General features: G+C 70.3%; 22 protein-coding genes and 2 pseudogenes. 18 read left to right on the forward strand and 6 right to left on the reverse strand.

Annotated elements, in window-relative coordinates:
- Nucleotides 1–5: 5 nt before the first annotated feature.
- Genes sufC through SMIR_RS29625 form a run of 4 tightly spaced genes read left to right on the forward strand, consistent with a single transcriptional unit; the run spans nt 6 to nt 2856 of the window.
- Entirely contained in the window at nt 6–788 is a 783-nt protein-coding gene (gene sufC / locus SMIR_RS29610) for a Fe-S cluster assembly ATPase SufC (RefSeq protein WP_101405823.1), read from the forward strand.
- Nucleotides 785–2041 carry a cysteine desulfurase gene (locus SMIR_RS29615; RefSeq protein WP_054235894.1) on the forward strand — a complete coding sequence of 419 codons (1257 nt, stop codon included), beginning with the start codon at nt 785–787 and terminating at the stop codon, nt 2039–2041. The genes sufC and SMIR_RS29615 overlap by 4 nt, the downstream gene beginning before the upstream one ends.
- 15 nt (nt 2042–2056) lie before the next feature.
- The gene (gene sufU, locus SMIR_RS29620; RefSeq protein ID WP_054235893.1) at nt 2057–2521 is read left to right on the forward strand and encodes a Fe-S cluster assembly sulfur transfer protein SufU; all 465 of its coding nucleotides are present in this window, start codon (nt 2057–2059) and stop codon (nt 2519–2521) included.
- Nucleotides 2518–2856: a metal-sulfur cluster assembly factor gene (locus SMIR_RS29625; RefSeq protein WP_101405825.1), complete on the forward strand. Its 339-nt coding sequence runs from the start codon at nt 2518–2520 to the stop codon at nt 2854–2856. The genes sufU and SMIR_RS29625 overlap by 4 nt, the downstream gene beginning before the upstream one ends.
- A gap of 69 nt (nt 2857–2925) precedes the next feature.
- Here SMIR_RS29625 and SMIR_RS29630 read toward each other — a convergent pair whose 3' ends face one another.
- Nucleotides 2926–3900, reverse strand: a complete 975-nt coding sequence (locus SMIR_RS29630; RefSeq protein WP_168490442.1) for an AbfB domain-containing protein — start codon at nt 3898–3900, stop codon at nt 2926–2928.
- 469 nt (nt 3901–4369) lie between these two features.
- Between SMIR_RS29630 and SMIR_RS29635 the strand changes: the two genes are divergently transcribed.
- From SMIR_RS29635 to dapD, 5 genes are all read left to right on the forward strand, one after another.
- Entirely contained in the window at nt 4370–4642 is a 273-nt protein-coding gene (locus tag SMIR_RS29635) for a sulfotransferase (RefSeq protein ID WP_249938493.1), read from the forward strand.
- Nucleotides 4600–4863 carry a hypothetical protein gene (locus SMIR_RS29640; RefSeq protein WP_211118677.1) on the forward strand — a complete coding sequence of 88 codons (264 nt, stop codon included), beginning with the start codon at nt 4600–4602 and terminating at the stop codon, nt 4861–4863. The genes SMIR_RS29635 and SMIR_RS29640 overlap by 43 nt, the downstream gene beginning before the upstream one ends.
- Nucleotides 4864–4927: 64 nt before the next feature.
- Complete coding sequence (locus tag SMIR_RS29645) at nt 4928–5248, forward strand: DMT family transporter (RefSeq protein ID WP_060902166.1); 321 nt, start codon at nt 4928–4930, stop codon at nt 5246–5248.
- Entirely contained in the window at nt 5248–5787 is a 540-nt protein-coding gene (locus SMIR_RS29650; RefSeq protein WP_212727590.1) for a TetR/AcrR family transcriptional regulator, read from the forward strand. Before SMIR_RS29645 ends, SMIR_RS29650 begins: the two co-directional genes overlap by 1 nt.
- Before the next feature lie 133 nt (nt 5788–5920).
- Nucleotides 5921–6910, forward strand: coding sequence for a 2,3,4,5-tetrahydropyridine-2,6-dicarboxylate N-succinyltransferase (gene dapD, locus SMIR_RS29655; RefSeq protein ID WP_168490440.1), 990 nt, complete (start codon nt 5921–5923; stop codon nt 6908–6910).
- Between the two features lie 211 nt (nt 6911–7121).
- On the opposite strand, the gene SMIR_RS29660 is transcribed toward dapD, so the two are convergent.
- From SMIR_RS29660 to SMIR_RS29670, 3 genes are all read right to left on the reverse strand, one after another.
- Nucleotides 7122–8180, reverse strand: a complete 1059-nt coding sequence (locus tag SMIR_RS29660) for a zinc-dependent alcohol dehydrogenase family protein (RefSeq protein WP_168490439.1) — start codon at nt 8178–8180, stop codon at nt 7122–7124.
- Between the two features lie 249 nt (nt 8181–8429).
- The gene (helR, locus tag SMIR_RS29665) at nt 8430–10601 is read right to left on the reverse strand and encodes an RNA polymerase recycling motor ATPase HelR (RefSeq protein ID WP_168490438.1); all 2172 of its coding nucleotides are present in this window, start codon (nt 10599–10601) and stop codon (nt 8430–8432) included.
- Nucleotides 10602–10723: 122 nt separating this feature from the next.
- On the reverse strand, nt 10724–11959 hold the full coding sequence (locus SMIR_RS29670) for a glycosyltransferase (RefSeq protein WP_168490437.1): 1236 nt from the start codon (nt 11957–11959) through the stop codon (nt 10724–10726).
- 289 nt (nt 11960–12248) lie between these two features.
- Here SMIR_RS29670 and SMIR_RS29675 point away from each other — a divergent pair.
- Nucleotides 12249–12807, forward strand: a pseudogene (locus tag SMIR_RS29675) (SigE family RNA polymerase sigma factor).
- Nucleotides 12804–13997 carry a WD40 repeat domain-containing protein gene (locus tag SMIR_RS29680; protein WP_212727591.1) on the forward strand — a complete coding sequence of 398 codons (1194 nt, stop codon included), beginning with the start codon at nt 12804–12806 and terminating at the stop codon, nt 13995–13997. Before SMIR_RS29675 ends, SMIR_RS29680 begins: the two are co-directional and overlap by 4 nt.
- On the opposite strand, the gene dapA is transcribed toward SMIR_RS29680, so the two are convergent.
- The gene (gene dapA / locus SMIR_RS29685; protein ID WP_212727592.1) at nt 13998–14936 is read right to left on the reverse strand and encodes a 4-hydroxy-tetrahydrodipicolinate synthase; all 939 of its coding nucleotides are present in this window, start codon (nt 14934–14936) and stop codon (nt 13998–14000) included.
- A gap of 167 nt (nt 14937–15103) precedes the next feature.
- On the opposite strand from dapA, the gene SMIR_RS44380 reads away from it, so the two are divergent.
- The 4 genes and pseudogenes from SMIR_RS44380 to SMIR_RS29700 all read left to right on the forward strand — a co-directional run bounded on the left by SMIR_RS44380 (nt 15104) and on the right by SMIR_RS29700 (nt 17534).
- Complete coding sequence (locus SMIR_RS44380; protein WP_282190305.1) at nt 15104–15238, forward strand: hypothetical protein; 135 nt, start codon at nt 15104–15106, stop codon at nt 15236–15238.
- The gene (locus SMIR_RS29690; RefSeq protein WP_212727593.1) at nt 15235–15903 is read left to right on the forward strand and encodes a hypothetical protein; all 669 of its coding nucleotides are present in this window, start codon (nt 15235–15237) and stop codon (nt 15901–15903) included. The genes SMIR_RS44380 and SMIR_RS29690 overlap by 4 nt, the downstream gene beginning before the upstream one ends.
- Nucleotides 15904–15990: 87 nt before the next feature.
- Nucleotides 15991–16590 (forward strand): annotated as a pseudogene (locus tag SMIR_RS29695) (ArsR/SmtB family transcription factor); the annotation flags it as partial.
- A gap of 209 nt (nt 16591–16799) precedes the next feature.
- Entirely contained in the window at nt 16800–17534 is a 735-nt protein-coding gene (locus SMIR_RS29700) for an SRPBCC family protein (RefSeq protein WP_168490434.1), read from the forward strand.
- A 91-nt stretch (nt 17535–17625) separates the two neighbouring features.
- On the opposite strand, the gene SMIR_RS29705 is transcribed toward SMIR_RS29700, so the two are convergent.
- Nucleotides 17626–19452 (reverse strand): DUF8508 domain-containing protein, encoded by a 1827-nt coding sequence (locus SMIR_RS29705; RefSeq protein WP_168490433.1) that lies wholly within the window; start codon nt 19450–19452, stop codon nt 17626–17628.
- A gap of 573 nt (nt 19453–20025) precedes the next feature.
- Between SMIR_RS29705 and SMIR_RS29710 the strand changes: the two genes are divergently transcribed.
- From SMIR_RS29710 to SMIR_RS29720, 3 genes are all read left to right on the forward strand, one after another.
- Nucleotides 20026–21447 (forward strand): hypothetical protein, encoded by a 1422-nt coding sequence (locus tag SMIR_RS29710; RefSeq protein WP_212727594.1) that lies wholly within the window; start codon nt 20026–20028, stop codon nt 21445–21447.
- A gap of 583 nt (nt 21448–22030) precedes the next feature.
- On the forward strand, nt 22031–23482 hold the full coding sequence (locus SMIR_RS29715; protein WP_212727595.1) for an alkaline phosphatase PhoX: 1452 nt from the start codon (nt 22031–22033) through the stop codon (nt 23480–23482).
- A 507-nt stretch (nt 23483–23989) separates the two neighbouring features.
- Nucleotides 23990–25573 carry a TROVE domain-containing protein gene (locus tag SMIR_RS29720; protein WP_168490431.1) on the forward strand — a complete coding sequence of 528 codons (1584 nt, stop codon included), beginning with the start codon at nt 23990–23992 and terminating at the stop codon, nt 25571–25573.
- Nucleotides 25574–25598: the final 25 nt, after the last annotated feature.

Raw genomic sequence — 25598 nt, forward strand, 5'->3', positions numbered from 1 at the left:
AACCCATGGCAACGCTTGAAATCCACGACCTGCACGTCACCGTCGAGGCCGACAACGCCACGAAGGAGATCCTCAAGGGCGTCGACCTGACCGTGAAGCAGGGCGAGACGCACGCCATCATGGGCCCGAACGGCTCCGGCAAGTCGACCCTCGCCTACTCTCTCGCGGGCCACCCGAAGTACACGATCACCGGCGGCACCGTCACCCTCGACGGTGAGGACGTCCTGGAGATGTCCGTCGACGAGCGCGCCCGCGCGGGCCTGTTCCTGGCGATGCAGTACCCGGTCGAGATCCCCGGTGTCTCCGTCTCCAACTTCCTGCGCACCTCCGCCACGGCCGTCCGCGGCGAGGCCCCCAAGCTGCGCACCTGGGTGAAGGAGGTCAAGGAGACCATGGAGCGCCTCTCCATGGACCCCGCCTTCGCCGAGCGCAACGTGAACGAGGGCTTCTCCGGCGGTGAGAAGAAGCGCCACGAGATCCTCCAGCTGGAGCTGCTCAAGCCGAAGATCGCGATCCTCGACGAGACCGACTCCGGCTTGGACGTCGACGCCCTGCGCGTCGTCTCCGAGGGTGTCAACCGCGTCCGCGAGACCGGCGAGGTCGGCACCCTGCTGATCACGCACTACACGCGCATCCTGCGCTACATCAAGCCCGACTTCGTCCACGTCTTCTCCGGCGGCCGCATCGTCGAGTCCGGCGGCGCCGAGCTCGCCGACAAGCTGGAGAACGAGGGCTACGAGGCTTACGCGAAGCACGAAGTCGACACGAAGGGTGGCGCATCCGCGTGACACAGCTGCCGGGCCTCCTCGACACCGAGGCGATCCGCAAGGACTTCCCCATCCTGGACCGTCAGGTCCACGACGGCAGGAAGCTCGTGTACCTGGACAACGCGGCGACCTCGCAGAAGCCGCGCCAGGTGCTGGACGCCCTGAGTGAGTACTACGAGCGCTACAACGCCAACGTCCACCGCGGTGTGCATGTGCTCGCCGAGGAGGCCACGGCGCTGTACGAGGGCGCGCGCGACAAGGTCGCCGCGTTCATCAACGCGCCGAGCCGCGACGAGGTGATCTTCACCAAGAACGCCTCCGAGTCGCTCAACCTCGTGGCCAACATGCTCGGCTGGGCCGACGAGCCCTACCGGGTCGACCACGAGACCGAGATCGTCATCACCGAGATGGAGCACCACTCCAACATCGTGCCGTGGCAGCTGCTGGCGCAGCGCACGGGCGCGAAGCTGAAGTGGTTCGGTCTCACCGACGACGGCCGCCTCGACCTGTCGAACATCAACGAGATCATCACCGAGAAGACGAAGATCGTCTCCTTCGTGCTGGTGTCGAACATCCTGGGCACCGTCAACCCGGTCGAGGCCATAGTCCGCCGCGCCCAGGAGGTCGGCGCGCTGGTCTGCATCGACGCCTCGCAGGCCGCGCCGCACATGCCGCTGGACGTCCAGGCCCTCCAGGCCGACTTCGTCGCCTTCACCGGCCACAAGATGTGCGGCCCGACGGGCATCGGCGTGCTGTGGGGCCGCCAGGAGCTCCTGGAGGACCTGCCCCCGTTCCTCGGCGGCGGCGAGATGATCGAGACGGTGTCGATGCACTCGTCGACGTACGCCCCGGCGCCGCACAAGTTCGAGGCGGGCACCCCGCCGATCGCGCAGGCGGTCGGCCTCGGCGCGGCGATCGACTACCTGAACGCGATCGGCATGGACAAGATCCTCGCCCATGAGCACGCGCTCACCGAGTACGCGGTGAAGCGGCTAGGCGAGGTCCCCGACCTGCGGATCATCGGCCCGACCACGGCCGAGGACCGCGGCGCCGCGATCTCGTTCACCCTGGGTGACATCCACCCGCACGACGTGGGTCAGGTCCTGGACGAGCAGGGCATCGCGGTCCGGGTCGGACACCACTGCGCGCGCCCGGTCTGCCTGCGGTACGGAATTCCTGCGACCACGCGAGCGTCGTTCTATCTGTACTCCACGCCGGCCGAGATCGACGCGCTGGTGGACGGCCTGGAGCACGTCCGGAACTTCTTCGGCTGAGGGGCTGGCTGAGACGTGAAGCTTGATTCGATGTACCAGGAAGTCATCCTGGACCACTACAAGCACCCCCATGGGCGAGGCTTGCGGGATGGCGATGCCGAGGTGCATCACGTCAACCCGACGTGCGGCGACGAGATCACGCTGCGCGTGAAGTACGACGGCGAGCAGATCGCGGACATCTCGTACGAGGGTCAGGGCTGCTCCATCAGCCAGGCCTCGGCGTCCGTGCTGAACGAGCTCCTCGTCGGCAAGGACGTGTCCGAGGCGCAGAAGATCCAGGAGACCTTCCTGGAGCTCATGCAGTCCAAGGGCAGGATCGAGCCCGACGACGCGATGGAGGAGGTGCTGGAGGACGCGGTCGCGTTCGCCGGTGTCTCCAAGTACCCGGCCCGGGTCAAGTGCGCCCTCCTGAGCTGGATGGCGTGGAAGGACGCGACGGCCCAGGCTCTGGGCGAGAGCGCCGAGAGGAAGACGGCATGAGCGAGAACGAGACCCTGACGACGAAGCCGGCCTCGGAGGAAGAACTCCGTGAGGCGCTGTACGACGTCGTCGACCCCGAGCTGGGCATCGACGTCGTCAACCTCGGCCTGATCTACGGCATCCACATCGACGACGCGAACATCGCGACCATCGACATGACCCTGACGTCCGCGGCCTGCCCGCTCACCGACGTCATCGAGGACCAGGCCAAGTCCGCCACGGACGGCATCGTCAACGAGCTGCGCATCAACTGGGTCTGGATGCCGCCGTGGGGCCCGGACAAGATCACGGACGACGGACGTGAGCAGCTTCGGGCGCTCGGGTTCAACGTCTGAGTCCGCGCACACCTCCGCACACGTCTGTGGCCCCCGGCAGCTCGCCGGGGGCCACAGGTGTTCCTGGGGTCAGGACCAGCCGTTCACCACACGGAACGCCGAGTCCGCGCGGAAGAGCTGACTGTTGTCGTCTCTGTCCAGACGGAGCTGGAAGTTGCGGTGGCGCAGATAGCGGCCCGGGTAGTTGATCGACTCCAGCATGACGGCGCCGGTGTACGGGGACGTCCGGGGACAGAAGGTGGCGTCCTTGCTGAAGAGGTCGGAGCCGTCGTTGCGGTCGGCGCGCAGAGAGAAGTTGCGGTGGCGCAGATAGGCGCCGTCGGCGGTGGTGAAGGAGTAGCAGTTGGCGTTGCCGAGCCCCGCCACCACCTTGAAGCTGGCGTCCCGCTTGGTCGAGCCCGAGCTGCCCGAATCCACCGGATCGAGCCGTACGAAGCCGTTGCTCAGATGCCAGTAGCGGTTCGGGTAGTTGACCGACTGGAGCGACTTCCGCGAGGAGACGGGCTTGGACTCGGGAGGCTTGCTGGACGAGGCGGTCTTCGACGGCTCGGTGGTGCCGGCGACGGGCTTGTCGTCGGACCCCTGTTCCGAGGGCCCCGGCGAGGCCGAGTCCGACGCGGTGGAGGGGGAGCCGGAGCGCCGCGGGGAGGACAGGGCGTTCTTGCCCGCCGGGGCCGTGGTGCTGCCGTCGGCCGAGGCGGAGACGCCGGGTATGAACGGGACGTCCGTGTCGGAGGCGGTGTGGTTCGCCCGGTTCTTCGACGCGGCGTCAGTGTTGCTGTCCAGTACGGCGATCGCGGTCGCGGTGGCGATGAGCACCGCCACCGCGAGCCCGCCGGCCATCCACAGTCGTCGGGTTCCGGGCAACCGACCCTCGTCCGGGAACTCCCCGGACTCCCAGGGCACCGGCGGCTCGACGAAGGGAGGCAGTTCCGCCGGATAGGGAGTGCCGTGGGGGGTGGGGCGCCAGGCGGGTTCCTCCGAAGTGGGCACGGGCTGGTCGGCCCCGAGCTCGGGTTCGGGCTCTGGCGTTGTTTCTGGCATGCGCGTTCCTCCAGCGTCGCCCAAGGCGCACGCGGATTCGTCTACTGGTCTCAGCACAAGAGGGGGGCGCAGGCACACGGAACGGCGGTAGCCGTGGAAACCCGGTGCGCGACTGGTGAAACAGTAGTGGACTTGGTGACTTCTGAGCAGCCGTTTCCCCCACTGATCCCGTGGCCCCACGGGGATTCATGGGGGTTCATGGGAATTCATGGGCGTGGTGGCTTCACATTGCATTCTCAGTGTGATCCGAGTCCGGGCTCATCGGGGCGCGACAGCGTGAGGTCGTGTCCGCTTCTGTGCAACCCGCCCCGCACGTCCGGTGTTCGTCCTCGGCTGCCCCGCTCGGGAACCACGCTTCCCCAGCTGATGCTGCACGCGCATCCACGGATCGCCCTGCCGCCCGAAACACCGGGACTGCGTCGCCTCGCTGCTCCGGATGCCCTGGTGGCGCCGGGGATTCCATGAGGCCGTGGCCACCTGGGCACAGGTCGTGGACGCCACGCGCAAGTACGCGTGCGAACTGGGCCCGGACCGCTGGTACCAACTTCGCTTCGAGGACCTCGTGGCCGATCCCGAGAGCCAACTCCAGGGCGTGTGCGGGTTCCTGGGTGAGGAGTACGCCCCCGGGATGACCGAGCCGCGCCGCGTCGCCGGGATGGCGGTACCCGCCCGCAGACCTGGCACCGACGCACCCACGGCGTGCTGGACACCTCCCGGGACGGCACCTGGACCACCAGACTGACGCCCGATCAAATACGGCTGTGCGAGGCCGTATTGGGCGAACGGCTGACCTCGTGCGGCTACGAACTTGCCGGTGCCGTCCGCCCCGACCCCGCCGAACTGCTGCGCTACCGGCGGGTGGAGGTGCCTCGCCGGGCCGCCCGCGCCAAGCGGCGGACGCTGGACCGCCTGGCGCGGGTGCGTGAACCGGGGCCGGTGGCCTGCCGGCCGGTCACGGGGTGAGCTGCGGCGAGGGGCTCGCGCTCTTTGCGTACGGGCGTACACATCGATGCGTACACTCGTACACATGGGATACGCACTGCTCGCCGGAGCCATCGCCTCCGAGGTGGCCGCCACGACCGCCATGAAGTACAGCGAGGGCTTCAGCAGGCTCTGGCCCTCGCTGGTGACCGTCCTCGGATACGTCATCGCCTTCGTGCTGCTCGCGCAGTGCCTGAAGACCGTCCAGGTCGGCACGGCCTACGCGATCTGGGCCGGCGCCGGCACCGCCGTCATCGCCGCGATCGGCATGGTGTTCCTCGGCGAGGCGCTCAGCTTCACCAAGGTCGCCGGGATACTGCTGATCATCGGCGGGGTCGTGGTGCTGAACCTCGGCGGGGCCCACTGATGGCGGCGCGCCGCTACGACCCCGAGCGGCGGCAGCGGATCATCGACGCGGCGATCCGGGTCGTGGGCGCCAAAGGACTCGCCGGGCTGAGCCATCGCACCGTCGCCGCCGAGGCCGATGTGCCGCTCGGCTCCACCACGTACCACTTCAAGACCCTCGACGAGCTCATGGTCGCCGCGCTGCGCCAGGCGAACGAGGGCTTCGCCAAGGTGATCGCCGCGCGCGGCGCGCTGGAGGATCCCCAGGCCGACCTCGCCGGCGAACTCGCCGGGCTGATGGGCGAGTGGCTGGCGGGCGACCGTACGGGGGTGGAGCTGGAGTACGAGCTCTACCTCGCGGCGCTGCGCCGCCCCGCCCTGCGCCCCGTCGCCGCCGAATGGGTCCAGGACCTCGCCGAACCCCTCGCCCGCCGCACCGACCCCGTCACCGCGAGGGCGCTGGTCGCGCTGGTGGACGGGATCTGTCTGCAGGTGCTGCTGACGGGGGTGTCGTATGACGAGGAGTATGCGCGGGAGGTGTTGGGGCGGTTGATCGGCTGAGGGGGAGGGTTCGGCGCGGGGAATGTGCGAGGGGAGAACGGGGTCCCGCGAAGGGGTGTACGGGGCGCCCGGCACGTGAGATGGCGGGTGTACCGGTTCGCTCGTGCGCCCCGGGCCGCGTTAGGTTTCACCCATGACCGACACGACTGCTACTCGCACCACCGGCGCCGTCGCCGCCGGCCTCGCCACCCTCACGGCCGACGGCACCGTCCTCGACACCTGGTTCCCCGCGCCCGAGCTGTCCGCCGAGCCCGGCCCGGCCGGCACCGAGCGGCTGTCCGCCGAGCGTGCCGTCGAGCTGCTCGGCGAAGGCGCCGCCAAAGCCATCGGGCCCGACGCCCGCCGGGGCGTCGAAGTGGTCGCGGTCCGCACGGTCATCGCCTCGCTGGACGAGAAGCCGATCGACGCGCACGACACCTACCTGCGCCTGCACCTGCTCTCGCACCGCCTCGTGCAGCCGCACGGCCAGAGCCTGGACGGCATCTTCGGTCATCTCGCCAACGTCGCCTGGACCTCGCTCGGCCCGGTCGCGGTGGACGACGTCGAGAAGGCGCGCCTCAACGCCCGCGCCGAGGGCCTGCACCTCCAGGTGACGTCCATCGACAAGTTCCCGCGCATGACGGACTACGTCGCCCCCAAGGGCGTCCGGATCGCCGACGCCGACCGCGTCCGGCTCGGCGCGCATCTCGCCGAGGGCACCACCGTCATGCACGAGGGCTTCGTGAACTTCAACGCGGGCACGCTCGGCACGTCGATGGTCGAGGGCCGCATCTCGGCCGGCGTCGTGGTCGGCGACGGCTCCGACATCGGCGGCGGCGCCTCCACCATGGGCACCCTGTCCGGCGGCGGCAACGTCCGCATCACCATCGGCGAGCGATGCCTGATCGGCGCCGAGGCGGGCGTCGGTATCGCCCTCGGCGACGAGTGCGTGGTCGAGGCGGGGCTGTACGTCACCGCGGGCACCCGCGTGACCATGCCCGACGGGCAGATCGTCAAGGCCCGTGAGCTGTCCGGGGCGTCGAACATCCTCTTCCGCCGCAACTCGGTGACCGGAACCGTCGAGGCGCGGCCGAACAACGCGGTGTGGGGCGGCCTGAACGAGGTTCTGCACAGCCACAACTGATCATCGGCGGCCGTGACCTGCGGCCGCCTCATCGATCAATGCTCTGACCTGCCGCTGACCTGCTGCTGAGTTGTCGGCAGCTGTCGGCGTTGGTCGTCGTCGAGCGCCCTTCCACGGCCCCAGGACGGCCCGGGAGGGCGCTCGTGCGTCGAGGGAGACAGCCGCCTTGTAAGGTGATGCCACCTGTGGATGTCAGCCGGGAACCCGCGTCCTACCTGGCGTCTTCGTCCCGGCCATCCTCGAAGACGAAGAGCGGTTTCGCGCCATGTGCGGGTGCTTCGGCGAACGAGATGGCTTCAGTGAAGCGTTCGAGCGGGAACGGCTCACCCTGGGGGATGCTCAGCACTTCATCAGCGACGAGACTGCGAACCTCGGACAGCGCGCGCAGCGCATCCGCAGGTGAGGCAGTGCCGAACCAGCCGTTCAGCCAGAACCCACGGACTGCTTTGGTCTCGTAGATGACCGAGCGTGCCGACAGCGGGATCGTCAGCGCTGCCGGGTCGGTCTGCCGATGGGTGGAGAGCGCGCCGTAGACCACGACCTCTCCTCCCGGAGCCAGTGCCTGGGACACCTGGGCACCCACATGGCCCGCGACACAGTCGATGGCCTTGCGCACGCCGACCGATCCTGCGACCTCGGCCACTCGCTGCAACAAGTCCTCGTCCTCGGTGCAGATGACCTCGTCACCACCAAGCGCCTTGATCTCCTCGACGGCATCGCGCCGCCGCACGACATTGATCGTGCGAATACCCAGATGCCTGGCCAGCTGGATGACGAGGCGGCCGACGGTGGAGCCCGCGGCCGTCTGCAACAACCATTCACCCGGCTGTACGTCGAGTTCGCGAGTCACCAGCAGCAGCGCGGTCAACGGGTTGACGGCGAGCTGACAGGCGCTGGAGTCGCTCAGATGATCGGGGACAGGCAGGAGCCTTCGTGTATCGGCAACAAGGTATTCCTGCCAAGTGCCGGCCACATGCGGCCCGGGTACCGCCGGGACGGCAACGGCCACCACGCGCTCGCCGGTCTTCAGTCCCTCGGTATCCGGGCCCAGGGCCTCAATACGGCCCACGCATTCCATGTGACCCCCGACGGTGGGAAACTCGGGGGAGAAACCGTAGCGGCCACGCAGCACGTGCAGATCACTGGCGTGAATCGGAGTCGCCTTCACGCGGATCAACGCCTGACCGGCTTCCGGCGTGGGAACAGGACGGGATTCCAGCCGCAGGACATCGGCCGGCTCGCCAACCTTTCCGGCTACGAGAGCGCGCATGGATTGTGGCATGAGTGACCTTTCATCGAGGTCCGTGATCAGGACCGCTCGCCGCAGCGAACCGATCTGAGGTCAGGGTGGGCGAATGTTCTGCCAAGTCCGCCGCGCGCACCGCACCCGAGAGCCCCTGGAGTCCCCGACATCACGCTAAGCGCCACTCACATGCTCTGCAATCCAGCCTCCGACGGCTCCCGCGCCGAGCCGCAGATGGCGCAGCCCCCGCGCCCTGTCGGGGCGCGGGGAACCGCTTCATGAGCTCGTGAGGACGACGAGTTGCCGGGTCGCTCGGGTCATCGCGACATAGCGGTCGACCGCTCCTTCGACGCCCTCGCCGAATGCCTCCGGGTCGACGAGGACGACCAGGTCGAACTCGAGCCCCTTCGACAGCTCCGGGGTCAGTGAACGGACGCGGGACGTCGCCCGGAATGTGGGATCGCCGATGACACAGGCGATGCCGTCCGCATGCGCGGCGAGCCAGGTGTCGAGGACGGAGCTCAGATCCGCGGTGGATCCGTGTACGACGGGAACGCCGCCGCTGCGGATGGAGGTCGGCACATTGGCGTCCGGGAGCACGGCCTGGATGACCGGCCCGGCCTCCGCCATGATTTCTTCCGGCGTCCGGTAGTTGATGCTCAGGGAGGCCGACTCGATCCGGTCGAGCCCGATCCGCTCGAGCCGTTCCCGCCACGACTCCGTGAACCCGTGCCTGGCCTGGGCACGGTCCCCGACGATGGTGAAGCTCCGGGACGGGCAGCGGAGCAGCAGCATCTGCCACTCCGCGTCGGTCAGCTCCTGAGCCTCGTCCACGACGATGTGCGCGAACGGGCCGGCGAGCAGGTCCGGTTCGGTGCCGGGCAGTGCGCTCTCGTCGACCAGGGTGTCCTGCAGGTCCCGTCCGTGCAGCATCCCCATCGCGCCTTCGCTCTCGTCGATCACGACGTTCTGCAGCAGGCTGTCGATGACGTCGGCCCTGCGTGCGCGTTCGGCGGCGACGGCGGCTTCGTTACGACGCTTGCGCCGCGCCGCCTCCGGGTCGCCGAGCCGCTGCCGTGCCGCGTCCAGGAGCGGCAGGTCGGACACCGTCCAGGCCTGGGCGTCCTCGCGCCGCAGCCGCCGAACCCCGTCGGGGCCGAGCCAGGGAGCGCACTTGCGCAGGTAGGCGGGTACCGACCACAGGTCCGAGACGAGGTCGGCCGCTTCGAGCAGCGGCCAGGCGCGGTTGAAGGCCGTGAGCAGCTCCCTGTTCCGCAGCAGCGACGTGCGGAGCAGGTCGGCCGAGACGTCGCCGTCATGCGCCGAGGCGTCGTCGTGCTTGTCCACCAGGATCGTGAGCAGCTCCTCCCAGACCTGGTCGCGCGCCTCGTTGTGCGGAGTGCCGGGTTCCGCCGCTTCGAACGCCATGGCCCAGTCGTCGGCGCTCAGCCAGATGTCGGACCAGTGGGTCGTGACCGTCATCCCCTTGGTGGGCGGCTCCTCGTAGAACCTCACGGCTGTCTCGATCGCCTTCACCAGATCGGCGGACGACTTCAGGCGAGCCACGTCCGGGTCGGCCTCGATCGTCGCGGCGGCTCCCTCGGCGACGAGATCCCGCAGGACGCAGGTCTGCACGCCCTCCTCTCCGAGGCTGGGCAGGACGTCGGCGACGTAGGCCAGGTAGGGCCGGTGCGGACCGACGAACAGCACGCCGCCCCGGCGGTGACCGAGGCGCGGGTCGGAGTAGAGGAGGTAGGCGGAGCGGTGCAGAGCGACGACCGTCTTGCCCGTACCCGGACCGCCGTCGACGACGAGAGCGCCGCGGGATCCCGCGCGGATGATGGCGTCCTGGTCGGCCTGGATGGTGCCGAGCACGTCGCGCATCCGCGGCGACCGGTCGCCGCCCAGGCTGGCGATGAAGGCGGACTGGTCGTCGAGCGCGGCGTGGCCGGCGAATCCGTCCGAGGTGAACACCTCGTCCCAGTAGTCGCCGATCCGGCCTCGGGTCCAGCGATACCTGCGGCGGCTCGCCAGACCCATCGGGTCGGCGTGGGTGGCTCCGAAGAACGGCTCGGCCGCGGGGGAGCGCCAGTCGAGCAGCAGCCGACGGCCCGTACTGTCCGTGAGGCCGAGCCGTCCGACGTACACGGGCTCGGGGTCGTCCGCGCCGACCATGTGTCCGAGGCACAGGTCCAGACCGAAGCGACGCAGTGCGCGCAGGCGAGCGGTCAGCCGGTGGATCTCCACGTCCCGGTCCATCGCCTGCCGGCCCGCACCGCCGGGCGCCCTGCGCTCGGCGTCGAGGAGGTCGGTCAGCTCGGCGATCGACTGTTCGAGGCACTCCGCGATGGCCGCGAAGTGCTCTTCGTCGCCGGCGATCAGCGTCGGGTCGGCCTTGGCGGAGAGGCGGTCGGGAAGGTCGAACGCGCTGGTGGTCAGGGGGTTCACGTCGTTGGCTCCGAATGTTCCGAGGGTGGGGTCGCTCGTGACCCTTGCGCGCGGCAAGGCGTCCGGACCGGCGTGTGCGGGTTCTTGTGTTCGGGGTCCTGGCCGGACGGGTCCCGTGGGGTTCATGCGGATGTGCGCGGCTCTTCCCGGCTGATCATGTCGAGGAGAAGCTTCGCGGCCACCGTCGTCCCGTCGGTGCGGATCGTGGCGGCCACGGCGGTCGCCCGTGCGCGGGTCTCGGGGGCCAGGGCCGTGCTGAGCGCGGCCGACAGGGACTCGAAGGTCGGAGTCGGACCGCCGTGTGCCGCGCCCACGCCCAGATCGGCCACCCGGCCGGCCCAGTACGGTTGGTCCGTCGCCTGGGGTACCACCACCTGGGGCGCGCCGGCCCGGGCGGCCGTCGTCGTCGTGCCCGCGCCGCCGTGGTGCACGACGGCGGCCACCCGGCCGAACAGCGCCTGCTGATTGACCTCGCCGACGACGAAGCAGTCGTCCCGGTCGTCGACCAGGGCCAGGTCGGCCCAGCCGCGGGCCACGACCGCACGGCGGCCCTGCGCACGGATCGCCCCGATCGCCACCCGGGCGACGTCCGTCGACGTGTGCATGGGCATGCTGCCGAAGCCCACGTACACGGGTGGTGCGCCGGCCTCCAGATACGCCACAAGCTCGTCCGGGAGGGGGCGTTCGTCCGGCAGGATCCACGCGCCGGTCTGCACGACGTCGAGGTCCGCAGGCTCCCGCCACGGGTCCAGGACCGGGTCCGTCGCCAGCCACGGCCGGTCGCCGATGACGTAGTCGCGGACGTTGTCCACCGGCGGCAGGCCGATCGACGCGCGGCTCGTGTTGAGCGCCGCGCCGAACAGCGCGTCGATGCTCCGGGCGTCCAGGTCCCACAGCACCCTGTTGTCGGTCACCTCCGGCGGGAACGGCCGGCCCGGATACGCCAGCGGCGGGTGGTGCGGCGACGGCAGGGTGAGCTGCTGGAAGGTCACGGACACGGAGCGGACGCCCAGCTTCTCGGCCACCGAGCGCGCGCCGGCCGCGGCCGGAATCACGCCGGTCGCCACCAGCACGTCGCATCCCTCGGCCGCCGCGGTGACCACGTCGACCTGGTCGGCGATCAACTCGGCCGCACGCCGGGGCAGGTCGGCCGGCGACGGCGCCGCGGTCGTCAGCGCGCGCGCCGACCGGCCGACCGGCACCAACGGCACGCCGACACCGGCCAGCCGCCGCGCGAAGTCCTCGTCCGGCGGCGCGCACACCCGCACCTCCGCACCGAGTTCCCGCAACCGCACCGCGAGTCCCGCCAGCGGTTCGACGTCCCCGCGCGACCCATACGTCGACAACAACACACGCATCAGCGACTCCCGATTTCCGCGGATTCCGGCCTCGGCCGGAGATTCTGCGCCACGACCGGGGCCTTGCCGCAAGCCCCCCGGTGCGCTATAAGTTGAGAGTGGCAAGGAGTGGGTAACCTCCTTGCCTTCGTCTTTGTCCGTCCGCTCTGGACGGACAACCTCCTTGAGATTGCTCGAGATTGATCGCGGCCCCGGGGCATAGCGGCGGGCGGGCGCACGCGTCACAAGGGGTACAGGGGCGGGCCGTCAGGGCCGCCGGAGCAGACCCTCGGGGAAGACGAAGGTGACGATGGATGCCGAAGCGCAGAAGAGCTTCCGGGAGTTCGTGCGAATTCGGTCGTCCACGCTGTTGAAGACGGCCGTGCTGCTCAGCGGCGGGGACCGGCACGCCGCCGAGGACCTGCTGCAGAACGCCCTGATCAAGGCCGCGGGGCGGTGGCACCGGATCGACGAACCCGAGGCGTACGTACGGCAGGTGCTGTACCGGCAGCAGGTGAGCCGCTGGCGGCTGAAGTGGCCCCGGCGCGAGCTCAGCGTCGCCGAGCCGCCCGAGGGCACGTTCCATGACGCGGATGCCTCGTCCGCCGCGGAGCTGCGGGTCGTGATGGGGGGCGCTGGCCCGGCTCACCGCCCGGCAGCGCACCGTGCTCGTTCTGCGCTACTTCGAGGATCTGCCGGAGGCCGACGTGGCCCGCCTCCCCGGCTGCTCCGTCGGAACCGTACGGTCCACCACCCACCGCTCGCTCGCCCGGCTGCGCACTCTCGCCCCCGAACTGGCCGCACTCGGCCGGGGCGGCGACGAGCGGCCGTCGTCCCGTGACTTCTCGCCGCTGGAGGTGCGCCCGTGAACGTCGACGACCTCGTCCGAGACTCCTTCCACGAGCAGGTCGCGGATCTCGCCCCGCCTCCCGTGGACTTCGCCGACCGGGTACTGGCCGTCCGACGGCGCCGCCGGACCCGTACGATCGCGGCCGCCGCCGTGGCCACCGTCGCCGTCGCCGTCGCGGTGCCCGTGCTGGGCACCGGCAAGGACGACGTGCGCCCGGCGAACGTCCTGAACGAGAACGACATCATCGCCCACCCCGGCCAGACCCCACCGCGCGACCTGATCGCGGCCGGGGGAGTCGCGCTGGCCGCGTACTACACGGAGACGAACGTCAAGCTGTCGGCCACGCAGCACACCGACGTCCGCACGTACTGGCTCCTCGACGCGCGCACCCGTAAGTACGTGAAGACGAAGTGGTCGTTCGTGGCGGTCGCCCCCGGTCTGCGGACCGCCGCCGTCCTGGAGTGGAACCTGCCCGCCAGGCGGATCGGTCTGCTCAACCTGCTCACCGGCAAGGTGGAGCGCTGGATTCCGGTCGACCACACCGTCGGAGCGGTCGCGTTCTCGCCCGACGGCCGCAAACTCGTCGCGACGACCTACAAGAAGGACCCCGATCTGCATGTCACGCCGAAGGACGGTCAGGGCAGCCCCTGGCCGAACTTCCAGGAGCCGGGCCGGACCGGCTTCTACGTCGTCGATGTCGCTTCCGGTAGGGCGGCGTCCTGGAACGAGGTGTCGCCCGGCGACGGCAGCGGCCTCAACGACCGTCAGGACTTCGGCTTCAGCCACGAGGGAAAGCTGGTCTACACCGGGTTCACCCCGGCACCGGGCCAGTACTTCTACGACTTCCGGGGCTACCAGGTTCAGGCACCCGCGAACGAGAAGCACCTGCCCTGGTACGTCGACGCGCGGCTGTCCCCGGACGGCAGGCACGCCGCGGGCGACTTCGCGGGCGGCGCGCAGAACACCGCCTCCGCGATCCTGGACCCCGTCACCGGCAGGCGGATCACGACCGTACGCGGGCAGGAACTGCTCGCCTGGGTCGACAACAAGCGCCTGATCGCCTGGGACATCACGCCGGGCTCGAACGAGTTCCACAACCGGCTCGTGGTCGTTGCCCTGGGCAGCGGCAAGGAAGTGGCGCTGAGCGGCTTCCGCGGCGGCAACGACGGCGCCGCCGGGCGCTGGACACCGGTATTCGCCCGGCGCTGATCAGGCGGCCGCCAACTCCTCGTACGCCGCCAGCAGTCCGTCGGTCACCTCCCGGCCGGCGGGCCGCAGCGGTGGGCGGACCGGACCCGCGGGCAGGCCGAGCCGGCCGAGCAGGGCCTTGGCCGTGACCGTGCCGGGCAGTCCTGACGCCATCATCAACTCGGTGAGCGGGACGGCGCGTTGTTGCCGACGGGCCGCCTCCGCCGTGTTCCCCGCCTCGAACGCGTCGAGGATCGCGCGGAAGGGGCCGGGGGCGGCGTTCGCCACCGTGCTGATGTACCCGGTCCCGCCGACCGCCCGCAGCGCGAGCACCTGCTCGTCGCAGCCCGCGTAGTACGCCAACTCCGTGCGGGCCAGCACCTTCTGGGTGCCGAGGAGGTCGTACGCGCAGTCCTTGACGGCCACGATCCGGGGGTGCTCGGCGAGCCGGATCAGGGTGTCGGGCTCGATACGGGTGCCGGTGCGGCCGGGAATGTCGTACAGCGCGAGCGGCAGTCCGGTGGCGTCGGCGATCTCCCGGAAGTGCGCCTCGACGGCGTCCTGCGGAGGTCTGCTGTAGTACGGCGTCACGACCAACAGGCCGTCCGCGCCCGCCTTTTCGGCCGCCAGGGCCAGTTCGACGGTGTGCCGCGTGTCGGCGGTGCCGACGCCCGCGACGATCACGGCCCGGTCGCCTACCGCCTCGCGCACGGCGCGTACGAGCGCGGACTTCTCGGCGTCCGTCGTGGTCGGGGACTCGCCCGTGGTGCCGGACAGGACCAGACCGTCGCAGCCCGCGCGGACCAGTCGGTCGGCGAGCCGCCCCGCCCCGTCGAGGTCGAGCGCGCCCGCCTGGGTGAAGGGCGTGACCATCGCGCAGAGCGCACGACCGAAGGGAGGGGCGGAGGAAGAGGCGGAGGAAGAGGCGGAGGGAGGGGCGGAGGGGGCTGAGGTCGTCATGCGAGTAGTCTCGGCAGCTCAACTGTGAAGCTCCACTTAATTCTTCTACGAGGTAAAGGAAAGCATTGCTACCAGGTGACTGCTTTCGCGAGGCCCTGATGCCAACCCGGCCCCTCATGGGTCACCATGGCGAGGACGGAAGTCGACGGCAGATCGCGGGAGGCGTCATGAGGCTGGGCAAGGCACTCGCCACCGGAGTCGCGGAAGAGCGGACTCGCGCGGACGAAGACAATCTCCAACTTCCCGAGGAAATCGAGGAGCTGGAGGCGTCCGCGCCCGAAGAGGTCCCGGTCGCCCGATGAGGCTGCGGCTCCCCGAGGAACGACCGACGGAGCCGCCGACCGGATACAAGATCGCCCACCCGGTGCTGTCCCAGGACGGCACCCGGGCCGGGTTCACCGGCGTCTCGCTGGGCGGCGCGGTGCCGTACGGAGTGCTGGACGAGGCGCGCTGCGTCTACGGGCTGAGGCACCGGTCGCCGCACCGTCGCTGCGACTGCGGCTTCCACTGCGTGCACGACACGGCTACGGCCGAGGCCATGCTCGGCACCGCCGAGCACCGGGCGGCCGTCCTCCTGGAGGTCTCCGTCCTCGGCGCCTACATCCGCTTCGAACAGGGCTTCCGCTACGCCCGCCAGCGGGTGCGGAGCGCGACGGTCGGTCCCTGCGCGTGCGGCACGGTGGCCGCCGCGCTCGCGGACGCGGGCTGGGGACGCCCCGGCTGGCGCGCCCTCGCGGCGGCCTGCGCGGGCTGCGTACGCGGTCGTACGTCCCTGTCGTTGGCAGGGTTCGCGCGGCTGGCCGGTGACGGGCTGCGGGTCCGCGCCGGGAGCGGGGCCGTGGTCGGGGATCTGCCCGCCGGGCTCGGGGTGTCCGAACTCGTCGCCGAGGCGGCACTGCTGCAGGCCAGGCTGGACTGGTTCCAGACCCAGCTGGCACGTCTCGACGAGGGCGGGCCGCAGGGCTGACGTGCGGCGGTCGACGAGTCTTTGCGGCCCTTCTCCGACAACTTGACCCGTCTGGACAAAAAAAGTTTTCGGTGAGACGGTGGAGTCATGTTGGACGTGACCGTGATCGAGGATGCCGAGGCAGCCGCCGTCTCGCTCGACCCCATACGGGCCCGGCTGCTGGCCGAGCTCGCCGCCGGGCCCGCGTCGGCCGCCATGCTGGCCGGAAAGGTCGGTCTGCCGCGGCAGAAGGTGAACTACCACCTGAAGGCGCTGGAGCGGCACGGACTGGTCGAGCTCGCGGGCGAGCGCCGCAAGGGCAATGTCACCGAGCGGCTGATGCGCGCGACGGCGTCGTCGTACGTCATCTCGCCACTCGCCCTCGCCGCCGTGCAGCCCGACCCGGACCGCTTCCGGGACCAGCTCTCGGCCCGCTGGCTGCTCGCCGTCGGTGCCCGGCTGGTCCGGGACGTGGGGGCGCTGATCACCGGCGCGGCGAAGGCCCGCAAGCGGCTCGCCACCTACGCGCTCGACGGTGAGGTGACCTTCGCCTCCGCCGCCGACCGCGCCGCGTTCATCGAGGAGCTGACGCAAGGGGTCGGCGCGCTCATCCGCAAGTACCACGACGGGAACGCGGAGGGCGGGCGCGACCACCGGATCGTCGTCGCCGTCCACCCGACGCTCAAGCCGGACGCCACCGCAATGCCGGACGCCACCGCAATGCCGGACGCCACCGCAATGCCGGACGCCACCGCAAAGCCGGACGCCACCGCAATGCCGGACGCCACCGCAAAGCCGGAAGCCATCGTCACGCCGGAAGTCACCGTCGAGGCGGCGGCCGCCTCGACGCCGGAGACCGCCCTCGCGGTGGCCCCGGCCCCGCCCGACCAGGACTGAACCACAGGAGAACCCCCACCATGTCCAAGGAATTCGAGATCGCCCGCGAGTTCGAGGTCGACGCCACCCCGGAGCAGATGTGGGAGGCGATCACCACCGGTACCGGCGGCTGGCTGTGGCCGATGGAGTTCGAGCCGCGCCAGGGCGGGACCGGGCCCTTCGGCTCCACGCTCACCAACTGGGACCCGCCGCACCGCCTCACCAGCCTGGTCGAGGACGTCGAGGGCATCTCCCAGCAGACCCTCAACCAGATCGACGAGACCATCGAGCCGCGTGACGACGGCCGCCGGTCGTGGGTGCGGTACGTGCACAGCGGCATCTTCGTCGAGGACTGGGGCAACCAGTACGACGGCGCGAGCAAGCACACGGACTTCTATCTGCACACCCTGCGCGAGTACGTGACGCACTTCGCGGGGCGCCCGGTCGCCTTCGCCACCTTCGACGGGCCCGGCGCGTCCACGGTGTCCGACGCCTTCGCCGCCGTCGGGCGGGCGCTCGGCCTCGCGGACGACACGGCCGAGGGTACGCGGGTGCAGGCCCGCGGACCCGAGGGGCAGCTCCTCGACGCCGTGGTCGACTACCGCAACCCGTACTTCATCGGGCTGCGCACCGACAACGCCCTCATCCGTTTCTTCGGGCGCAACCACTGGGGCGCCCCGGTCGGCATGAGCGTCCACGACTTCGCGTCCGACGCCGACGCCAAGCACAACGAGACCGCCTGGAAGGGCTGGCTGAACGAGACGTTCGCCGCCTGACCTCGGGCAAGGGAAGAGCCCGGCCCCCCGGACGACGGGGCCGGGCTCTTCCCGTTTCGGGGCCGTGGCCTCATCCACAGCCCCTACAGACCTACGGCCGGAACCGCAGTACCTGCGGGTCGTGGTCGCTGATCTGGTCGGAGAACTCCGAGTTGATGTGCACGCTGTCGTAGTCGAAGTCGCAGTCCTTGCGAATCGACGGGCTGACCAGGATCTGGTCCAGGACCTGCTGGTTGCCCTGGTAGTCGTACGTGTAACGCTCGCTCTTGGGCAGCGACTTGATCGCGGACCAGAGCTCGCCGTCGCCCTCGAGTATCTTGGTGGTGTCCGAGAACTCGAAGTCGTTCATGTCACCGAGGGCGAGCACGTCGGCGTTCTTCTGCGCCTTGAGGATCTCGTTGACGAAGGAGTTCACCGCCGTCGCCTGGAGATGACGCTGGGTCTCCGAGCTGCGGGCCGGGGGCTGGTACTGCGCGGTCAGCCCCTGGTCGCCGCCCTTGGAGTTGAGGTGGTTGGCGATCACGAAGACCGTCTTGCCACGGAAGACGAACTCGCCGGCCAGCGGCTTGCGGCTGGACGTCCAGGCCGTGTTGGCCGGGTCGATCCGGCCGGGGGAGGCCGTCAGCTGGGCCTTGCCGTGCACCTTGGTGACACCGACGGCGGTCGTCGAGTCGCCGCCCGCGCGGTCCGTGAAGGAGACCCGCTCCGGGTTGAAGAGGAAGACCTGGCGGATGTTGCCGCCGGGCTCGCCGCCGTCCTGGTCGTTGACCGGGTTGATGGAACGCCAGTCGTACTTCGGGCCGCCCGCCGCGACGATCGCGTCGATCAGCTTGTTCACCGTCTGGTCGGCGGCGACCGTGCCGTCGTCCGTCGCGCCGTTGTTGTCCTGGATCTCCTCCAGGGACACGATGTCGGGCGACTGCAAGTTGTTCACGATCGCGGCCGCGTGGGCGGCGAACGTGCCGTCGCCCGGGTCCAGGTTCTCGACGTTGTACGTCGCCACGGCCAGCTCGCTGCGCGACTGCTTGCGGGTCGTCTCGCGCTGCAGGCCGCCCTTCTCCAGGGTGCCCAACTGGCTCGCGACGAGCGTGTAGCCGCCGAACTGGTTGTAGTCGAGCGGGCCCGCGGTGGTGCCGGCGAGCTCGTCGCCGACGTTCGCGACGGGGAAGGCGGCGGTCGAGCCGAGGGACTGGATCTGCAGGCGGCCGGTGTTCTGCGAGGTGTACGCGCCGTAGATCGTGCCGCCGCGGCGGGTGGGGTGCTCGTGCGGCTTCACCGTGACCCACAGCTCGCTGTACGGGTCGGTGGCGGTGACCACGCGGGTGTCGGCGACCTGGACGTTCATGCCCTCGAGGGACTCGTAGTAGTCCAGGGCGTACTTCGTCGGCTCCAGGGTGAGCGCGTTGATCGAGCCGCTCGCGGCCGTGTCACCGGCGGGGCTGTAGGCGGCCGGCACGGAACGGCTGTTGATGACCGTGGGCGCGGGGACCGCGTTGCCGGACGACAGCACCGTGATCGTCGGCTTGGTGATCTCCGTCAGCGACTGGTTGCCGCTGGAGGCGCCGCCGGGCACGTACTCGGAGACGGTGCCGGTGACGGTGACCGAGTCGCCGACGGCGACCTTCGGGGCGGAGCTGGTGAAGACGAAGACGCCCTCACTGGTGGCAGGGTTGTTGTCCGGGTTCGGGTCCTGGATCCAGAAACCCCGGGACGAGCCGTAGGTCCGCAGGGCCGTGACGATGCCCGCCACGTCCGTGACCTTCTGGCCCGCGTAGGGGGACGTCCGGGTGGTGCCCTGGATGTCGTGGATGTGGACGGTGTCCGCGTGGGCGGGTGCGGTCAGCACCACGGCGGAGACGGTGGAACAGACCGCGGCTACGGTCAGCGCGCCGATGCGCGCGGTTCTCTTGCTCGGCAAGGGAATCCCTCCGGGGACTTGCATGAACGCCGGGACGAGGGTGGAGCGTGTGGGGTAGCGCGACCTGTGTGCGGGCCGGTGACGCGCGTAGAAGCTGGTGGGACGGGTGCCCCTTTGAACTTCTACGCGCGTCAATCTCGTGTGTGGGAAGGGGAGTTGTCAAGGATGGAGTGATGTACAACTCCTGACAGGGACATGAACCGGGCGGCATGGGTGGAAATCCGTCTAGGCTGAGCCGTCGACGCGGTTTTCCGGTCTGGCGTCCGGACCCTCGGGTCCGGGGGCGGTCCACGGGGCGCGCGGGATGTCCTGCGGGACGATGTCCTTGTGGGCTCGGTGGACGTACCCCTGGGGCGGGCGGATGCGCTGCCGGGTCCCGGTGGGTGATCTGCCGGACCCCGGTGGATGTCACGCTTGTTCCGCTCGTCATGCTTGTTCCGCTTGTACTGCGTTTCGTGCTTTTCCTGCTTGTCATGCTTGGTCGGTCCCGCCGGTCGGGTCGCCCGGTTCCGCTCGTTCGGACCGTTCGATCCCGCTGTTCGGGTCCTGATTGTTCGGAGGAGAACCCAGCCGATGTCAGAGAGCTCCCCCTTGCCGCCGGTGCGGCTGACGTCCGAAGCGGAGCTGGCGCGGGACGCGCTCGCCACACCGCTGCTCTCCCGCGCCGCACGGCTGGCCCGCTGGGCCGGCCCGGACACGCGGGTCGGCGCCGGGGGCGAACTCGTCGAGGAACAGCTTCCTGGGGCGGCCGACGCGCTCGGGCTCACCGGCGACGACGCGGCGGCGACGACCGGCGAGGCCTGGCGGGTGGCCGTCGACACCGGGCTCGTTGAGATCGTGGACGAGGAGGAGGGCACGGTCGCCGCGGGCGCGGACCTCGCGCTGCTCACCTCCGGAGCGCCGCAGGACGTCCTCGGGGTGTGGCTCACCGCCCTGGAGGCCGTACTGGCCGACGCGAGCGTGCCCGACCTCGACGAGCTCGTCGACGCGATGGACGGCGGCGGGGAGATCGACTTCTCCTCGCTGGACTGGGACCCCGAGGCCGAGGCCGAGTTCCTGGACGGAGTGCTCGGCAATCTGTACCTGCTGAGTGTGAGCGAGGGCGGGGCGGGTGAAGGTCCGGTACCGCTGCCGGCCCTCGCCGCGTCCATGATCGTGCCCGACGACATGGGGGAGCCCACCAACGACGTACTGGAGCAGGTGTCGGACGCGATGATGCGGCTCGACGACCAGTTCCGGCTGCTCGAACCCGTCGGTCTCGTCGACTTCCAGCCGGTCGACGAGACACTGATGGCGGACACCGACGAGGAGTCCTCGGCCGCCGACGACGACGTGTCGCGGTACGGGATGGTACGGCTGACACCCCTCGGCCTGTACGGGTTGCGGGCGCGGCTGCTGGAGTCCGGCCTCGTCGCCCCCGCGGTGGGCGACCTCGCGGACAAGGGCGCGGACGCGCTGCTGGACGGCACCGCCACCTTCCCGCCGACCGCTGCCCGGGCCGAGACCGAGCAGTGGCTCGCCCGACGTGAACCCCTCGCCGCCGCCCGGGAGTTGCTCGACGCGGCGCGCGGCGGCGATACCGGGGCGCCGCTGCGCCGGCTGCACTGTCAGCAGGCGCTCTCGCTCGTCGGCCTGGAGGCCGAGCCCGCGCTGCGCGAGGTCCTCGACGACGCCGAACTGGGCGGACTCGCCCGGGTCTGGCTCTCTGAACACGGCGCCGCCGACGTGCCCCCGCCGTCCGAGGCGATGATCTTCTGGCTCACCATCGACACGATCGCCGCGCAGCTCTCCGCCGAGGGCAACTCCGCCGAGCTGCAGGGACTGGTCGAGGGGCTTGCCCAGCAGCACGGCGGCTTCTTCGCCGCGGCCTGGCGCGTCGACCACCCGGCCACCCCGGACGTCCTGGAGGCGATGGGCCGCCTCCACCCCGACAAGAAGGTCGCCAAGGAGGCCCGCAAGGCCGCGTTCAAGGCACGCTCGCAGCAAGGGGGTTGAGCGGGGGCGGGGCCGGTCGCGGGGGGCTTCCCTTGCCCCGGTCCCGAGGGGGCGTTCGTTCCTCGGCCCCGGGAGGGCTTCGCCCGTTCCTCGGCCCGGGTGGGCTTCGCCCGTTCCTCGGCCCGGGTGGGCTTCGCCCCGTTCCTCGGCCCGGGTGGGCTTCGCCCGTTCCTCGGCCCGGGTGGGCTTCGCCCCGTTCCTCGGCCCGGGTGGGCTTCACCCGTTCTCCGGCCCCGGGAGGTGCGCTTGTCCGGCCCCGGTTGGGCTTCGCCCGATCCCCAGCCCCGAGCGGGCGCTCGTCCCAGCCTCGGGAGGGGTGCCCGTTCCCGGCCCCGGGGGGGCTTCCCCCGGCCCCCGGCCCCCGGCCTCGGGAAGGGCGCTCGTTTCCGGTCCCGGAGGGTTCCGCCCGTTCCCCTGTCCGGAGGACTTTTGGTGTCTGTGGCCGAGTCCTTACGGATTCATGGAACCGAGTGCGGTGAAGTCGCCCGGTGTTCAACCGCCGTTCAGGCGTGGGCGGGACGGTGTGGCCGCAATGCCCTCGGCCACCCTCCACGGTCATCCTCCACCGTCACGGGAGACACCCATGTCGCTCACCCGCAGGGACTTCGCCGGTCGATCCGCGCTGACCGGCGCCGGTATCGTCCTGGCCGGCAGTGTCGGCGCCCTCGCCACCGCCCCGAACGCCCTCGCGTCCACCGACACCGAGAGCGTGGGGGAGGACGGCAAGCCGACGGACCGGCACGGCGGAGTCGGCTACGGACCGCTGGTCCCGGACCCGAAGGGCCTGCTCGCGCTGCCCGCCGGATTCTCCTACCGCGTCATCACCTACAGCGGTCGTACGAAGCTGGACTCGGGTGAGTTCACGCCGTCCAACCACGACGGCACCTCCACCTTCGACGGGCCGCGCGGCGCCACCCTTCTCGTCAACAACCACGAGCTCAAAGGCCCCCGCGCCAGTTGGAAGTACCCCGTGCCGCTCACCGAGGGCCTGGTCTACGACCCCGCCGCGTCCGGCGGCTGCACGGTCGTCGAGGTGCGCCACGACAAGGTCGCCGAGTGGGTCGGCGTCGCGGGCACCTCCACCAACTGCGCGGGCGGCAACACCCCTTGGGGCACCTGGCTCACCTGCGAGGAGACCGAGGACAAGGCCGGCCAGAACGGCATGACCAAGGACCACGGCTACGTCTTCGAGGTCGACCCCGTCGACCGCCGCCGCAACCGGAACCCCAAGCCGATCAAGGCACTCGGCCGGTACGCCCACGAGGCCGTCGTCGTCGATCCCCAGCGCGGCCGCCTCTACCTCACCGAGGACGCCTCGGGCCCCAACGGCCTCCTCTACCGCTGGACGCCCCCGCAGGGCTTCGAACACGGCCACGGACAGCTCGCCACCCTCGCCGACGACGCCGGCGCCCTCCAGGCCTTCAAGTGCTTCGACTCCGGAGGCCGGTTCGTCGACGACCTCTCCCGCGCCACCAAGATCGGCACGGTGTACGGCGTGGACTGGGTCGACGTCCCGGACCGTGACGCGAAGACCGTCTCCGTCCGCAAGCAGTTCACCGACGGCCAGGTCACCCGCGCCCGCAAGCTCGAAGGCATGTGGTGGGGCGACGGCGGCACGTACATCGTCTCCTCGTACGCCCGCGAGGAAAGTCCCGTCCAGCACGACGGCGCCGTCTGGTTCTACGACCCCAAGCGCCGCACCCTGACCCTCAAGGTCCTGCTCGGTGTGAACCCCGACCCGACCAAGGACGGCGCCTTCGACGGCCCCGACAACATCACCGTCTCCCCCTACGGCGGCCTCGTCATCGCCGAGGACGGCGAGGGCGTCCAGCACCTCTTCGGCGCCACCGACAGCGGCCGTACCTACCCGATCGCCCGCAACGAACTGAACATCGGGACCGAAGCCGAGCCGGCCTACAGCGAGTTCACCGGCGTCACCTTCTCACCCGACGGCAGGACCCTCTTCGCCAACATCCAGGAGCCGGGCATCATGCTCGCCATCACCGGCCCCTGGAAGCGCCAGAAGCGCGGGTAGTTAATTCAATGGCTCGAACCGCGGCCGCCCTCCTAAAGTGGTGCACGTCCAGGTGCGAAGGCAGGACCTACTTCCACTGATAATGGGGCGGCCGCGGGTTCGAGTCCCGCCACCGGTACAACGCGCCGGTGTAGCTCAGGGGTTAGAGCACCTACGTCGGTTCCGCCGGCCTTGAACTCTGGACACCACAATTTCATGCACCTCCCGGTGCGCAGGCAGCGGCTACTTCTTTCCAACAGAATCCACGCCGCCGCCGAATTGATCTCGGGAGGCGCAGCTCATGGTGGGTGCCCGGTGCGCAGGCAACGGTTACTTCATTGGATCGGACGGTTGCGGGTTCAAGTCCCGTCATCGACTTCGGGTCGGTGTAGCTCAATTGGGTAGAGCATCTGGCTAAGTCCGTCGCCGACCTCTGAACTCGGGCACCCTCCATTTGCTGTGCCTCCCTCCGAAACGCGGCTTCACGTCGTAGGACGAAGTCGTAGAACGAATTCGGGGGAATTCATCATGGCGCGATTCAACACCAAGGCGGCCAAGGCGCAGCCCACTTCCCGTGTGACGTCGACCGGCCGCGTGCTGCGCACCCACCAGGGCGGCCGCGGCCAGGAGCGCGACGCACGCTCCGAGCTCTTCCTGCTGGCCATCGCCAACTTCGTCTCGCAGAACGCCTTCTACGAGACCGGCGAGGCCCGCGACGACCGGTTCGCCGCGCTCGTGCGTGAGCTCGCCGTCGCCGACCCCTCGTGGACGGCCGCCCTGCTCGGCTGGCTGCGCGGCGAGGGCAACCTGCGGACGGCCTCGCTCGTGGGCGCCGCCGAGTACGTGAAGGCACGCCTCGACGCGGGCGCCACCGACGGCCCGGCCAACCGCCAGGTCATCGCCTCCGTGCTGCGCCGCCCGGACGAGCCCGGCGAGCTGCTCGCCTACTGGACCTCCCGGTACGGCCGCAACGTGCCCAAGCCCGTCAAGCGGGGCATCGCCGACGCCGTACGCCGGCTCTACGGCGAGAAGTCGCTGCTGAAGTACGACACGGCGGCCAAGGGCTACCGCTTCGGCGACATCCTCAACCTGGTGCACGCGGCACCCGATCCGGCGAAGCCGTGGCAGGGCGACCTGTTCCAGTACGCCCTCGACCGGCGGCACCACCCGGAGGCGGCCGTGGTTCCCAAGTCGCTGTCCGTCGTGGCGGCCCACCGCGACCTGATGGCGCTGCGGCCCGCCAAGCGGCGCAAGGTCGTGACCGGTGCGCACGGCGCGCGGCGCCTCGCGGACGCGGGGATGACCTGGGAGGCACTGGCCGGCTGGCTGCAGGGCCCGATGGACAAGGCGGCCTGGGAGGCCGTCATCCCGTCCATGGGCGCGATGGCGCTCGTACGCAACCTGCGGAACTTCGACGAGGCGGGAGTGAGCGACGAGGTGGCGGCTCAGGTCGCCGCCAGGATCAGCGACCCGGCGGAGGTGGCGCGCTCGCGGCAGTTCCCCTTCCGCTACCTCGCCGCGTACCAGCACGCGCCCTCGCTGCGCTGGTCGTACCCGCTGGAGCAGGCGCTCGGCCACTCGCTGGCGAACGTGCCCGCGCTGCCCGGACGCACTCTCGTGCTGGTCGACCGGTCCGGCTCGATGTTCTACTCGCGGCTGTCGGAGCGCTCGGAGCTCAACCGGGCCGACGCGGCGGCGATCTTCGGTACGGCGCTCGCGCTGCGGGCGGCGGACGCGGATCTCGTCGAGTTCGGCACCAGCAGCAACCGGGTGAAGTTCAAGAAGGGCGAGTCGGTGCTGAAGGTGCTGGAGCGCTTCGGCGACCTCGGCGGCACCAACACGAGCGAGGCGGTGCGCGCGCACTACAGGAAGCACGACCGGGTGCTCATCGTCACCGACGAGCAGGCCACCTACAGCCACTACGGCGACCCGACCGAGCAGGTCCCGGCGCACGTCCCGGTCTATACCTGGAACCTGGCCGGCTACCGGGCGGGCCACGGCCCGTCCGGAAAGGCGAACCGGCACACGTTCGGGGGGCTCTCGGACGCGGCTTTCCGGATGGTGCCGCTTCTGGAGTCGGCGCGGGACGCCGACTGGCCGTGGGCCGGATAGCCGATCGTGCGTGAGCGCGGCCCGT

Origin of the sequence: Streptomyces mirabilis (assembly GCF_018310535.1) — a bacterium.
Taxonomy (GTDB): Bacteria; Actinomycetota; Actinomycetes; order Streptomycetales; family Streptomycetaceae; genus Streptomyces.

Bases quoted from the DNA above. Each gene is read 5' to 3' on its own strand.
- dapD (WP_168490440.1), top strand. From the start codon at position 5,921: ATGACCGACACGACTGCTACTCGCACCACCGGCGCCGTCGCCGCCGGC.
- SMIR_RS29700 (WP_168490434.1), top strand. From the start codon at position 16,800: ATGTCCAAGGAATTCGAGATCGCCCGCGAGTTCGAGGTCGACGCCACC.
- SMIR_RS29710 (WP_212727594.1), top strand. From the start codon at position 20,026: ATGTCAGAGAGCTCCCCCTTGCCGCCGGTGCGGCTGACGTCCGAAGCG.
- SMIR_RS29690 (WP_212727593.1), top strand. From the start codon at position 15,235: ATGAGGCTGCGGCTCCCCGAGGAACGACCGACGGAGCCGCCGACCGGA.
- SMIR_RS29630 (WP_168490442.1), bottom strand. From the start codon at position 3,900: ATGCCAGAAACAACGCCAGAGCCCGAACCCGAGCTCGGGGCCGACCAG.
- SMIR_RS44380 (WP_282190305.1), top strand. From the start codon at position 15,104: ATGAGGCTGGGCAAGGCACTCGCCACCGGAGTCGCGGAAGAGCGGACT.
- SMIR_RS29720 (WP_168490431.1), top strand. From the start codon at position 23,990: ATGGCGCGATTCAACACCAAGGCGGCCAAGGCGCAGCCCACTTCCCGT.
- SMIR_RS29715 (WP_212727595.1), top strand. From the start codon at position 22,031: ATGTCGCTCACCCGCAGGGACTTCGCCGGTCGATCCGCGCTGACCGGC.
- SMIR_RS29625 (WP_101405825.1), top strand. From the start codon at position 2,518: ATGAGCGAGAACGAGACCCTGACGACGAAGCCGGCCTCGGAGGAAGAA.
- SMIR_RS29660 (WP_168490439.1), bottom strand. From the start codon at position 8,180: ATGCGCGCTCTCGTAGCCGGAAAGGTTGGCGAGCCGGCCGATGTCCTG.
- SMIR_RS29650 (WP_212727590.1), top strand. From the start codon at position 5,248: ATGGCGGCGCGCCGCTACGACCCCGAGCGGCGGCAGCGGATCATCGAC.
- SMIR_RS29645 (WP_060902166.1), top strand. From the start codon at position 4,928: ATGGGATACGCACTGCTCGCCGGAGCCATCGCCTCCGAGGTGGCCGCC.
- dapA (WP_212727592.1), bottom strand. From the start codon at position 14,936: ATGACGACCTCAGCCCCCTCCGCCCCTCCCTCCGCCTCTTCCTCCGCC.
- sufC (WP_101405823.1), top strand. From the start codon at position 6: ATGGCAACGCTTGAAATCCACGACCTGCACGTCACCGTCGAGGCCGAC.
- SMIR_RS29670 (WP_168490437.1), bottom strand. From the start codon at position 11,959: ATGCGTGTGTTGTTGTCGACGTATGGGTCGCGCGGGGACGTCGAACCG.